A 12308-nucleotide genomic window follows, 5' to 3' on the forward strand; every position below is an offset into this window, starting at 1 on the left:
ATTTTGTAAATCATTTTTTCCTGAGCCTTGAAATAAGAAAGCGAGGTGTGAGTTTGCAGATTTTTTAATCTTTCTAAAGTGGACGTTTGTTAGGCATGCCAGCCTTACGTGGATATTTGTTTGGAGTTTCCTTTTTCTTCTCAACAATAGTAATGTAGCGAGGGTCTCCGTTAGGAAGAGTGTAACTGAGGTTTTCTTCAACCTTACTAAAGAGAAGATTGAGGGCATTTTTAGCTTCAGTTAATTCCTCAGGTGCATTGCTAGCCTTTAGTGCAAGCAATTTTCCACCAACTTTTAAGTAGGGAATAGTCAACTCGGACAAGACCTGCATACGGGCAACTGCACGAGCTGTAACGATATCAAACTGAGCACGGAAGTTCTTATCTTGGGCGAAGTCTTCGGCACGTCCATGATAGAAGTGAACATTTTCTAAACCTAGTTCTTGGGCTAATAGATTCAGAAAGTTGATTCGTTTATTGAGAGAGTCAATAATGGTTACATCTAGATGAGGATAGAGGATCTTCATAGGAAGGCTAGGAAATCCTGCTCCAGCACCGATATCTAAGAGTTTAATAGGCTGGTTTTCAATCAATCCCTGTATAATAGGAGCGATGGAATCATAGAAGTGTTTGAGATAGACTTCTTCTTTTTCTGTAATAGCAGTCAGGTTGATTTTTTCATTCCATTCAACCAAGAGTTCAAAATAACGCTCAAATTGAACTTTTTGCTGGTCAGAAAGATGGATATTTTGTTCAGCTAGCAGTTGATAAAATGTTTCTGGTTTCATAGTAGTTTCCTTCTTTAGTATCATCTTATTTTACCACAAAAAGATGGAAATTTGATATACTGGTACTAATCTAAAAGAAGAAAGGAATTATATGATGACTTGGATTATTCTTGGAGTTCTTGCTCTTATTGTTATTTTCGTAATTGTTAGTTATAACGGTTTAGTTAAAAATCGTATTCAAACTAAGGAGGCATGGAGTCAGATTGATGTTCAGTTGAAACGTCGTAACGATCTCTTGCCAAACTTGATTGAGACCGTGAAGGGATATGCAAAGTATGAAGGTTCAACGCTTGAAAAAGTTGCAGAACTTCGTAATCAAGTAGCCGCAGCAACTTCACCAGCAGAAGCTATGAAGGCTAGTGATGCTCTTACACGCCAGGTTTCAGGCATTTTTGCCGTTGCAGAAAATTATCCAGATCTAAAAGCGAGTGGCAACTTTGCACAATTGCAAGAAGAGCTGACCAATACTGAAAATAAAATTTCTTACTCTCGCCAACTTTATAATAGTGTTGTTAGCAACTATAATGTTAAATTGGAGACTTTCCCAAGTAACCTAGTTGCTGGACTTTTTGGTTTTAAAGTGGCTGATTTCCTTCAGACTCCTGAAGAAGAAAAGGCAGTACCAAAGGTTGATTTTAGTGGTTTAGGTGACTAGGATGCTGTATGATCAAATCGCGAGTAATAAGCGAAGAACTTGGATTTTACTATTAGTATTCTTTTTACTTTTGGCTTTGGTTGGATATGCAGTTGGTTACCTCTTTATGCGGTCTGGTCTTGGTGGCTTAGTTATCGCTCTGATTATCGGCTTTATCTATGCCTTGTCCATGATTTTTCAATCAACAGAGATAGTCATGAGCATGAATGGTGCGCGTGAGGTGAATGAGCAGACCGCACCAACCCTCTATCATGTTGTGGAAGATATGGCTATGGTTGCGCAAATCCCCATGCCACGTGTTTTCATCATCGATGATGCCAGCTTGAATGCCTTTGCTACGGGTTCAAATCCTCAAAATGCAGCTGTAGCAGCAACTTCAGGACTCTTAGCGGTTATGAATCGTGAAGAGTTAGAAGCGGTTATAGGCCATGAAGTCAGTCACATTCGTAACTATGATATTCGTATTTCTACTATCGCGGTTGCCCTTGCTAGTGCGATTACGCTTTTATCAAGTATGGCTGGACGCATGATGTGGTGGGGTGGTGCAGGCCGTGGTCGTAGAAGTGATGACCGTGATAGTGGTGGACTTGAAATTATTATGCTAGTTGTTTCTCTCCTAGCAATTGTTTTGGCTCCCCTAGCAGCAACTTTGGTACAACTAGCCATCTCTCGTCAGCGAGAATTTTTAGCAGATGCTTCAAGCGTGGAATTGACTCGTAATCCTCAAGGGATGATCAATGCTCTGCGTAAGTTGGACAATAGTAAACCAATGAGCCGTCATGTAGATGATGCTAGCAGTGCACTTTACATCAATGATCCTCAAAAGCGAGGTGGTTTGCAAAAACTCTTCTATACTCATCCGCCAATCTCAGAACGGATTGAGCGTTTACAACATATGTAAAAGAATCCAGAGATTTTCCTCTGGATTTTTGAGATTTTCTACATTTATAAATCTTGTAAATCAACGACTTCCAAACCATGTTCTGTCAAACGATAGATATTCGTACAGACTTCTTTTAAGAAACGTCGATCATGCGAAACAGTAACCAGACCACCGGGATAATTGGCAAAGAGTTTTCTGATTTCTGGTTGAGAAGTTGGAGAAAAATTTCGTGTGGGTTCATCCAGAAGGAGAAAGTTTGGTTTTCGCAGAACTAAATTCAAAAGAAGGAGTTTACCTTGTTGACCACCAGATAAGGAGCGGATATGGTGATGCATCTCTGGATAGCTGAAGTTGAGACTAGCTAAGTGAGATTGGATTTTCTGTAATTCCTCTTTGTGTCCAGTTTGGCTAAGAAATTCTACTGGAGATAGATCCAAATTCAATGTTTCTTGGTAATCTTGTGGCATAAATCCAAGCGAAATCTCTCTTTTGTCGCTTAGTACTTGCTGCAACTTGGCTAACAGAGTGGATTTGCCAACGCCATTGGGACCGATAATGCCGATTTTTTCTTGACCACGGACAGTTAGTTGTAACTCCTGAGCCAAAACACGCTCACCAATGGACAAATTTTCCTTTTCCAGTCGAACCAAGACTTTTGAAGCAGCTAATGGCTCTATATCTGAAAAGAAGAGTTGGATTTGTTCCTCTTCAAGTGGCTTTTGGGTCATGGACTGAGCTGCTTTTTCGTAGCGTTTTTCTTGAGAGAGAACATTTTTCATCTTTTTAGCCAATAGGCGACCTGCAGTACTGTCTTTGGTAGCTCGAAGTGCATTTTCTACATTTTGCTTAACTCGGCGATGTTTTTCCATGGTTTTGTCATAGGCTCTCTGATCGTTAGCAGCTTGCTGGCTTTGTCTGGCAAAATTAGCCTTTCTCTGCTCGCTATAGCGATCATAGTCTAAATGCTCGACTAGCGTTTCGGCTTCTTTCCGATGCTTGACCAGTCGCAAGTGGACAATAGTATCTGTCGTTTGAGAGAGGAAGTCTTCATCATGGGAAATGAAAATAACAGTTTGCCTGGTCTTTTGAATCTGACCTTTTAGCCAATCAACCGTCTCAAGGTCTAGGTCATTTGAAGGTTCATCTAAAAATAGAATCTCAAAAGGTTTTGCTAACTCATGGATGAGCTGAATTTTCAAAGCTTCTCCCCCCGAGAGATTCCCAATTTCTTGGTTGCTAGCAAAACGGTCGCTATCAAAATGCAATTCCTCAGCCAAGCGATAGAGAATGCTGTAGTCCAAATCAGTAGATTCTAAAAAGAAGTAGTCCTGTAGAGATTTTTTCTTCAGTTCTTCAGGGAGATGTTGAGGAATGTAGGCCAGGGACTGAAGGTCAGACTGGATTTCTCCCCTGATAGTGAAATCAGCTAATCTTTCTCCCATTAAAGTTCGAAGTAAGGTTGATTTGCCATTTCCTTCTTCACCAATAATAGCGACCTTTTCTCCGTCTTGGATAGTCATATTTAAATCGGAAATAAGGTCTCGTAAATCTTTGTTTTGAGTGATAGTTAGATGGTTAATTTTTATCATATTAATGCCCTTTCTAGAATGTCTATATTGCATAACAAAAAGCTCTACTTTACCTAGTAGAGCCCAAAGTCTATGTCAAAAAAACTCTTTTAATACTCTTCGAAAATCAAATTCAAACCACGTCAGCTTCGCCTTGCCGTACTCAAGTACAGCCTGCGGCTCGCTTCTTAGTTTGCTCTTTGATTTTCATTGAGTATAAAATGCCAGAAGAAAGAGCATAAAAGAGCACACAAAAAGAGACAAAAACAAGATCTACTAAATAAAGGTTCTATATTTGATAGACTTAGTTGTTCATGTCTCCCTTACCTCCGAAAATTATTATGTTTATTTTATACCTTTTGGAACACTTTGTCAAAAGAAATGTGAAATTCAAGTCTTTCTAGAAACCAAAAACAGGTCCATAGAGTGTCAAAACGTGTTTGACTTGATCGTAGTGAAACTTATCATAGTTTCGCCAAGCAGTGCGAGTTTGCTCATTCAGCTTAAGTGTGCCAAGTCCAATCAAGAGACTGGTACATTGGTAAAATTTCTCAAGATCAATTAAGATAGAGTTATCTAGTTTCTCTGTCTTTTTAAGTTGTCTGAGTAGCTCGTCAATATTTTGCTGCAAGCGCAGATCATCAGGCAATCCTTGTTTGCAAGTTTGGTAAGCTTTATTTAACTCGGAAATGAGTTGATAAGCTTCTAAGATTAGTTCTTTGTCTTCCATATGAGCGTCCTCCTTTGCTCATGTATTGATGTCTATAGTATAGCACCAAAAACAAAAAATGTCATAGTAAATATATCAAAAAATAGTGAAAAATATTTAAAATGTTTAGATACCTTGTTTGAACTTTTTTCATGGTATAATCAAGATAGTAAATCTTTATGGAGGAAGTATGAAATTAAATATTCAAGAAATTCGTAAGTTGCCTGAAGGCTTGCACTTTGAGCAAACTTTAGACTTAGCAGCTGACTTGCGTGCCCGTAATCAAGAAATTTTAGATGTAAAAGATATTGTCGCTATTGGAAAAGTTCAGTACGAAGACCTTATGTTTTTCCTAGACTATCAATTGTCTTATACAATCGTTTTAGCTTCTAGTCGTAGCATGGAACCGGTAGAATTGAAAGAGTCTTATCCAGTGACAGAAGTCTTTATGGAAGGTGCAGCCAATCAACTGGACCAAGAAGTTCTAGATGATGACTTGGTCTTGCCTATCGAAAATGGAGAAATTGATCTAGCTGAAAGCGTTTCAGACAATATCTTGCTCAATATTCCAATCAAGGTCTTAACAGCTGAGGAAGAAGCTGGTCAGGGATTTGTTTCTGGAAATGACTGGCAAATTATGTCTGAGGAAGAGTATCAAGCTCAACAGGCAGTCAAAAAAGAAGAAAATAGTCCTTTTGCAGGTTTGCAAGGACTGTTTGACGGAGACGAATAGATGGTTTTATCCAAGAAACGTGCCCGTCATGTTATTGAGGAAATCATCGCTCTTTTTCCAGATGCAAAACCAAGTCTAGACTTTCGCAATCATTTTGAACTTCTGGTTGCTGTTATGCTGTCTGCTCAGACGACAGATGCGGCAGTCAACAAGGCTACACCTGGACTTTTTGTGGCCTTTCCAACCCCGCAAGCTATGGCAGATGCAAGTGAGAGTGAGATTGCCTCGTATATTTCTCGTCTTGGCCTTTATCGAAATAAAGCTAAGTTCCTTAAGAAGTGTGCCCAGCAACTACTGGATGATTTTGATGGTCAAGTCCCTCGGACTAGAGAAGAATTAGAGAGTTTGGCAGGAGTTGGTCGTAAAACAGCCAACGTAGTTTTGAGCGTAGGCTTCGGTATTCCGGCCTTTGCAGTTGATACTCACGTAGAGCGAATCTGTAAACACCACGATATTGTTAAAAAATCAGCTACACCCCTTGAGGTCGAAAAACGTGTCATGGATGTATTGCCACCAGAAGAATGGTTGGCAGCCCATCAGGCCATGATTTACTTTGGTCGTGCTATCTGTCATCCGAAAAATCCAGAATGCGAACACTATCCACAATTGTATGATTTTAGTTCATTATAAGGTCAAACATTGAATGTTTTTACTTGCTTTGAACTGGGCTTTGTGATATAGTAAGGACAATAAAATATTCCTTTAATCCTGTCCCGTGAGGCAGGCAAGGAGCTCGATTAAGTAGAAGGGTAAGTCTATACTGTTTACAGTAAGGCTCGCTTAGTTATACATTCTCAAGTCTCCTTGAAAAAGGAGACTTTTCTTTTTGGAGGTTTGTCATGAAGACAAAAGAAGTTGTAGACGAATTAACCGTCAAGCGAGCGATTACTCGGATTACCTACGAGATTATCGAGCGCAATAAAGATTTAAACAAGATTGTATTGGCTGGGATAAAAACACGTGGTGTCTTCATTGCTCACCGTATCCAAGAGCGCTTGGAACAATTGGAAAACATTTCTGTTCCTGTTGTAGAATTAGACACAAAACCTTACCGTGACGATGTCAAAAGTGGTGAAGATACTTCGTTAATTTCTGTTGATGTGACAGATCGCGAAGTCATTTTGGTGGATGACGTACTTTATACAGGTCGTACAATCCGAGCTGCTATCGATAACATTGTCGGACATGGTCGCCCAGCGCGCGTGAGTCTTGCGGTACTGGTTGACCGCGGGCATAGAGAATTACCGATTCGTCCAGACTATGTAGGGAAAAATATCCCAACCAGTCGTTCAGAAGAAATCATCGTAGAGATGACTGAACTAGATGGACAAGATCGTGTTCTTATTACCGAAGAAGCTTAGATAGCCAAAGGAGTTAGACATGTCAGAAAATCAACAAGCCATTCAACATGTAGTCTCAATGGAAGACCTTACTGTAGAACAAGTCATGAAATTGATTAAACGCGGGATCGAATTTAAAAATGGAGCAAAGGCTTCTTATGAAGACCAACACATCGTCTCTAATCTCTTCTTTGAGAGTTCGACTCGTACCCACAAATCTTTTGAAGTAGCAGAGATTAAACTGGGCCTTCAGCTACTGGACTTCGATGTGAAAACAAGTTCAGTCAACAAGGGTGAAACACTCTACGATACAATTTTGACCTTGTCAGCCTTGGGAGTAGATGCCTGTGTCATCCGACATCCAGAGGTAGATTACTACAGAGAGTTGATCGATAGTCCGACGATTACGACTTCGATTATCAATGGTGGCGATGGTTCGGGGCAACACCCAAGCCAGAGCTTGCTTGATTTAATGACGATTTATGAAGAATTTGGACACTTTGAAGGACTCAAGGTAGCCATTGCTGGTGACCTTGACCATTCGCGTGTGGCCAAATCCAATATGCAAATCTTAAAACGCTTAGGAGCAGAACTCTACTTTGCTGGGCCTGAGGAATGGAGAAGTCAAGAGTTTGCAGACTATGGACAGTTTGTAAGCATTGATGAAATCATTGACCAAGTTGATGTGATGATGTTTCTCCGTGTTCAGCATGAGCGTCATGAAAGTGGAACAGTCTTTTCAAAAGAAGGCTATCATGCCCAGCATGGTTTGACTCAAGAACGCTATGATCGCTTGAAAGATAAAGCTATTCTGATGCATCCTGCTCCTGTAAATCGCGATGTTGAAATTGCTGATCACTTGGTCGAAGCACCAAAATCACGTATTGTTCAACAAATGACCAATGGTGTCTTTGTCAGAATGGCAATTTTAGAATCTGTATTGACTTACAGAAACGCAAAATAAGACACAAAACGTTAAAAGATGCCTGTGAGCATCCACGAGAGGTGAATTTATGACTAAACGACTTCTAGTTTTAGAAGATGGAACAATTTTTGAAGGAAAAGCCTTTGGGGCTGACATCGATGTAACTGGTGAAATTGTCTTTAATACCGGGATGACTGGCTACCAAGAATCCATTACAGATCAGTCTTACAATGGACAAATCCTAACCTTTACCTATCCCTTGGTTGGAAATTATGGGATTAACCGTGATGACTACGAGTCTATCAGTCCAACCTGTAAAGGTGTAGTAGTATTTGAAGAAGCTCGTAGAGCCAGCAACTGGCGCAACCAGATGACACTGGATGAATTTTTGAAGTCTAAGAAAATCCCTGGTATTTCAGGTATTGATACACGTGCTTTGACAAAAATCATTCGCAAACATGGGACTATGAGAGCGACTCTGACACATGTGGGAGATAGTATCGATCACATCACAGATCAGCTACAAGCAACTGTTCTACCAATTGACAATATCAAACAGGTTTCTACAAAAACTGCTTACCCAGCTCCAGGAGTAGGTTTGAGCGTGGTACTTGTAGACTTTGGTCTTAAGCATTCAATCTTAAGAGAGTTGTCTAAGAGAGATTGTAATGTAACGGTCGTTCCTTATACTACAACAGCAGAGGAAATCCTCCACCTAAATCCAGACGGAGTTATGTTGTCAAATGGACCGGGAAATCCAGAAGATGTACCAGAAGCACTCGAAATGATTCGTGGTATTCTCGGGAAAATTCCAATCTTTGGTATTTGTATGGGGCACCAGCTCTTTGCAATGGCAAATGGTGCCAAGACCTATAAGATGAAGTTTGGTCACCGTGGATTTAACCACGCTGTACGCGAAATTGCGACAGGGCGCGTGGACTTCACGAGTCAAAACCATGGATATGCAGTGAGCCGTGAAGATTTTCCAGACCATTTGATGATTACTCATGAAGAAATCAATGACAAGTCAGTTGAAGGTGTACGTCACAGATACCAACCAGGTTTCTCCGTGCAATTCCACCCAGATGCTGCACCAGGTCCGCACGATGCAAGTTATCTATTTGACGAGTTCATCGAGATGATGGAAGCCTTCAAACAAACAAACTAAAGACGAGTGTGAAATCGTCGGAGAATTTATGGAATTGAACACGGACGGAAAGCTCAGAATTTAGAGAACCCAACTCGGATTGTCAATCCTTCCTTGGTTTCCTAAAATTCAATCGCTTTCTAATCGTCCTTAATATCTTATTTAATGTCGCCCTGTGAGGCGACGAATAGAAAGGAGAAGGGTGAGCCGTATTTGCTGAACTGAATACGGGCTACGGACGGTGCTAAAAAGATAGTTATTCCTAGAACTGACAGTTCTTCGTCATAACTCCTATTTTATCTTTGTCCGCTTGACGCCCTTAATATCTTATAAATGCCTAAACGTACTGATATTCAAAAAATTATGGTGATTGGTTCTGGTCCGATTATTATTGGTCAGGCTGCTGAGTTTGACTATGCTGGGACTCAGGCTTGCTTGTCTTTGAAAGAGGAAGGGTATGAGGTTGTCTTAGTAAACTCAAACCCTGCAACTATCATGACTGATAAGGAAATTGCAGACAAGGTTTATATCGAACCGATTACACTTGAGTTTGTGACTCGTATTCTCCGTAAAGAACGTCCAGATGCCTTGCTTCCAACACTTGGTGGGCAAACAGGGCTTAACATGGCCATGGAATTGTCTAAAAATGGCATTCTTGATGAATTGGGAGTAGAACTTCTCGGGACTAAATTGTCTGCCATCGACCAAGCTGAAGACCGCGATCTCTTTAAACAATTGATGGAAGAATTGAATCAACCGATTCCAGAATCTGAAATTGTTAACACTGTGGAAGAAGCCGTTGCCTTTGCAGCGACAATTGGCTACCCAGTGATTGTCCGTCCAGCCTTTACCCTAGGTGGTACTGGTGGTGGTATGTGTGCCAACGAGGAAGAATTGCGTGAAATCGCTGAAAATGGGTTGAAGCTATCACCTGTTACTCAATGTTTGATTGAGCGTTCGATTGCTGGTTTTAAGGAAATCGAATACGAAGTCATGCGTGACTCGGCTGACAATGCCCTTGTTGTATGTAACATGGAAAACTTTGACCCAGTCGGGATTCATACAGGGGATTCCATCGTATTTGCCCCAGCGCAAACCATGTCAGATTATGAAAATCAAATGCTTCGTGATGCCAGCTTGAGCATTATTCGTGCCCTCAAGATTGAAGGTGGATGTAATGTTCAGCTAGCACTTGATCCACATAGCTTTAAGTACTATGTCATCGAAGTAAATCCTCGTGTATCTCGTTCTTCAGCTCTTGCCTCTAAGGCAACAGGTTACCCAATCGCCAAATTGGCTGCCAAGATTGCGGTAGGGTTGACCTTGGATGAAGTTATTAACCCAGTTACAGGTTCAACTTATGCAATGTTTGAGCCAGCCCTTGACTACGTAGTTGCCAAAATTCCGCGCTTCCCATTTGACAAGTTTGAAAAGGGTGAACGCCGTCTTGGTACTCAGATGAAGGCAACTGGAGAAGTTATGGCCATTGGTCGTAACATCGAGGAGTCACTTCTGAAAGCTTGTCGCTCACTTGAAATTGGGGTTCACCACAATGAAATGCCTGAACTTGCAGATGTTTCAGATGATGCCTTGATTGAAAAGGTTGTTAAGGCTCAAGATGACCGTCTCTTTTACGTATCAGAAGCTATTCGTCGTGGTTATACACCAGAGGAAATCGCTGAGCTTACAAAAATCGATATCTTTTATCTGGATAAACTCTTGCATATCTTTGAAATTGAGCAAGAATTGGGCGCACATCCACAAGATGTAGCAGTCCTAAAAACAGCAAAATTGAATGGTTTCTCAGATCGTAAAATCGCTGAACTCTGGAATACTACAGCTGATCAAGTTCGCCAACTTCGTTTAGAAAACAAGATTGTCCCAGATTACAAGATGGTTGATACTTGTGCGGCAGAATTTGAATCAGAAACTCCATATTTCTATTCAACTTATGGTTGGGAAAATGAATCCATCAAGTCTAAAAAGGAATCTGTACTAGTCCTAGGTTCAGGTCCAATCCGTATTGGTCAAGGGGTTGAGTTTGACTACGCAACAGTTCACTCTGTTAAGGCGATTCAAGCTGCTGGCTACGAAGCCATCATCATGAACTCAAACCCAGAGACCGTTTCAACCGACTTCTCTGTATCGGATAAACTTTACTTTGAGCCATTGACATTTGAAGATGTCATGAATGTTATCGACTTAGAGCAACCAAAAGGTGTTATCGTTCAATTTGGTGGACAAACAGCTATCAACCTTGCTGAACCATTGGCAAAAGCTGGTGTAACTATCCTTGGTACGCAGGTTGCTGACCTAGACCGTGCCGAAGACCGTGACCTCTTTGAGCAAGCCCTCAAAGACTTGGATATTCCACAACCTCCTGGACAGACTGCAACAAACGAAGAAGAAGCAGTGCTTGCAGCTCGTAAGATTGGTTTCCCAGTCCTCGTTCGTCCTTCTTATGTCTTGGGTGGACGTGCCATGGAAATTGTAGAAAACGAAGAAGACCTTCGTTCTTACATGCGTACAGCCGTTAAAGCAAGTCCAGACCATCCAGTTCTTGTCGACTCTTATATCGTTGGACAAGAATGTGAAGTTGATGCCATCTCAGACGGACGAAATGTCCTCATCCCAGGTATTATGGAACATATCGAACGTGCTGGTGTCCACTCAGGTGACTCCATGGCTGTTTATCCTCCACAAACCTTGTCTCAAAAGGTTCAAGAAACGATCGCAGATTACACTAAACGTCTTGCAATCGGCCTTAACTGTCTTGGTATGATGAACATTCAGTTTGTCATCAAAGATGAAAAAGTCTACGTTATTGAAGTCAATCCACGTGCCAGCCGTACAGTTCCATTCCTATCAAAAGTAACCAATATCCCGATGGCTCAGGTTGCAACTAAGTTGATTCTTGGTCAAAGTCTTGAAGAACTTGGTTACCAAGATGGACTTTACCCAGAAAGCAGTCGTGTTCATATCAAGGCGCCTGTCTTCTCCTTCACTAAGCTCGCGAAAGTAGACAGCTTGCTCGGTCCTGAAATGAAGTCAACAGGGGAAGTTATGGGTTCTGATACGACTCTAGAAAAAGCGCTCTACAAGGCTTTTGAAGCTTCATACCTTCACTTGCCAACCTTTGGGAATGTTGTCTTTACTATCGCTGACGATGCCAAGGAAGAAGCTTTGGATTTGGCTCGTCGTTTCCAAAATATTGGCTACGGAATCCTTGCAACTCAGGGAACAGTAGCTTTCTTTGCAAATCATGGCTTGAAGGCTCAACTCGTTGGTAAGATCGGTGATGATGAACACGATATCCCAAGCTATGTTCGTAAAGGGAAAATTCAAGCCATTATCAACACGGTTGGTACCAAGCGAACTGCTGATGAAGATGGTGAACAAATCCGCCGTTCAGCTATTGAACACGGAGTTCCTCTCTTTACAGCTTTGGATACAGCGGACGCTATGCTTAAGGTACTTGAGAGCCGTAGCTTCGTTACAGAAGCAATTTAGTTTCTTGGTAAATGATCTAATACTCTTCGAAAATCAAATTCAAACTGCGTC

The 12308-nt window shown here is 41.2% G+C and carries 11 protein-coding genes; 8 read left to right on the plus strand and 3 right to left on the minus strand.

Annotation, left to right across the window (positions count from 1 at the left end):
* Positions 1-73: 73 nt before the first annotated feature.
* On the minus strand, positions 74-787 hold the full coding sequence (gene rsmG, locus HMPREF2795_RS03675) for a 16S rRNA (guanine(527)-N(7))-methyltransferase RsmG (RefSeq protein ID WP_000801944.1): 714 nt from the start codon (positions 785-787) through the stop codon (positions 74-76).
* A 94-nt stretch (positions 788-881) separates the two neighbouring features.
* Here rsmG and HMPREF2795_RS03680 point away from each other — a divergent pair, with 94 nt between their 5' ends.
* Positions 882-1442, plus strand: coding sequence for a LemA family protein (locus tag HMPREF2795_RS03680; protein WP_075228248.1), 561 nt, complete (start codon positions 882-884; stop codon positions 1440-1442).
* A gap of 1 nt (position 1443) precedes the next feature.
* Positions 1444-2343 carry a zinc metalloprotease HtpX gene (gene htpX / locus HMPREF2795_RS03685; protein WP_000965043.1) on the plus strand — a complete coding sequence of 300 codons (900 nt, stop codon included), beginning with the start codon at positions 1444-1446 and terminating at the stop codon, positions 2341-2343.
* A 44-nt stretch (positions 2344-2387) separates the two neighbouring features.
* On the opposite strand, the gene HMPREF2795_RS03690 is transcribed toward htpX, so the two are convergent.
* Positions 2388-3947: an ATP-binding cassette domain-containing protein gene (locus tag HMPREF2795_RS03690; protein WP_025171235.1), complete on the minus strand. Its 1560-nt coding sequence runs from the start codon at positions 3945-3947 to the stop codon at positions 2388-2390.
* Between the two features lie 346 nt (positions 3948-4293).
* Positions 4294-4623, minus strand: a complete 330-nt coding sequence (locus HMPREF2795_RS03695; protein ID WP_000389563.1) for a hypothetical protein — start codon at positions 4621-4623, stop codon at positions 4294-4296.
* Positions 4624-4792: 169 nt separating this feature from the next.
* Here HMPREF2795_RS03695 and HMPREF2795_RS03700 point away from each other — a divergent pair, with 169 nt between their 5' ends.
* The 6 genes from HMPREF2795_RS03700 (at position 4793) to carB (ending at position 12257) form a co-directional block, all read left to right on the plus strand.
* Entirely contained in the window at positions 4793-5335 is a 543-nt protein-coding gene (locus HMPREF2795_RS03700) for a YceD family protein (RefSeq protein WP_075228249.1), read from the plus strand.
* Positions 5336-5965: an endonuclease III gene (nth, locus tag HMPREF2795_RS03705; protein WP_075228250.1), complete on the plus strand. Its 630-nt coding sequence runs from the start codon at positions 5336-5338 to the stop codon at positions 5963-5965. It abuts the gene before it with no gap.
* Positions 5966-6174: 209 nt separating this feature from the next.
* Positions 6175-6696 carry a bifunctional pyr operon transcriptional regulator/uracil phosphoribosyltransferase PyrR gene (gene pyrR / locus HMPREF2795_RS03710; RefSeq protein ID WP_049530069.1) on the plus strand — a complete coding sequence of 174 codons (522 nt, stop codon included), beginning with the start codon at positions 6175-6177 and terminating at the stop codon, positions 6694-6696.
* 19 nt (positions 6697-6715) lie between these two features.
* Positions 6716-7639, plus strand: a complete 924-nt coding sequence (locus HMPREF2795_RS03715) for an aspartate carbamoyltransferase catalytic subunit (protein WP_060955956.1) — start codon at positions 6716-6718, stop codon at positions 7637-7639.
* A gap of 49 nt (positions 7640-7688) precedes the next feature.
* Positions 7689-8768 carry a carbamoyl phosphate synthase small subunit gene (locus tag HMPREF2795_RS03720; RefSeq protein ID WP_060955955.1) on the plus strand — a complete coding sequence of 360 codons (1080 nt, stop codon included), beginning with the start codon at positions 7689-7691 and terminating at the stop codon, positions 8766-8768.
* Positions 8769-9080: 312 nt separating this feature from the next.
* The gene (carB, locus tag HMPREF2795_RS03725) at positions 9081-12257 is read left to right on the plus strand and encodes a carbamoyl-phosphate synthase large subunit (protein ID WP_075228251.1); all 3177 of its coding nucleotides are present in this window, start codon (positions 9081-9083) and stop codon (positions 12255-12257) included.
* Positions 12258-12308: the final 51 nt, after the last annotated feature.

Origin of the sequence: Streptococcus sp. HMSC056C01 (genome assembly GCF_001811305.1) — a bacterium.
In the GTDB taxonomy this organism is placed as follows: Bacteria; Bacillota; Bacilli; order Lactobacillales; family Streptococcaceae; genus Streptococcus.

Coding starts and splice junctions, on each gene's coding strand:
- rsmG (WP_000801944.1), bottom strand. CDS start 787: ATGAAACCAGAAACATTTTATCAACTGCTAGCTGAACAAAATATCCAT.
- HMPREF2795_RS03680 (WP_075228248.1), top strand. CDS start 882: ATGACTTGGATTATTCTTGGAGTTCTTGCTCTTATTGTTATTTTCGTA.
- htpX (WP_000965043.1), top strand. CDS start 1,444: ATGCTGTATGATCAAATCGCGAGTAATAAGCGAAGAACTTGGATTTTA.
- HMPREF2795_RS03690 (WP_025171235.1), bottom strand. CDS start 3,947: ATGCAATATAGACATTCTAGAAAGGGCATTAATATGATAAAAATTAAC.
- HMPREF2795_RS03695 (WP_000389563.1), bottom strand. CDS start 4,623: ATGGAAGACAAAGAACTAATCTTAGAAGCTTATCAACTCATTTCCGAG.
- HMPREF2795_RS03700 (WP_075228249.1), top strand. CDS start 4,793: ATGAAATTAAATATTCAAGAAATTCGTAAGTTGCCTGAAGGCTTGCAC.
- nth (WP_075228250.1), top strand. CDS start 5,336: ATGGTTTTATCCAAGAAACGTGCCCGTCATGTTATTGAGGAAATCATC.
- pyrR (WP_049530069.1), top strand. CDS start 6,175: ATGAAGACAAAAGAAGTTGTAGACGAATTAACCGTCAAGCGAGCGATT.
- HMPREF2795_RS03715 (WP_060955956.1), top strand. CDS start 6,716: ATGTCAGAAAATCAACAAGCCATTCAACATGTAGTCTCAATGGAAGAC.
- HMPREF2795_RS03720 (WP_060955955.1), top strand. CDS start 7,689: ATGACTAAACGACTTCTAGTTTTAGAAGATGGAACAATTTTTGAAGGA.
- carB (WP_075228251.1), top strand. CDS start 9,081: ATGCCTAAACGTACTGATATTCAAAAAATTATGGTGATTGGTTCTGGT.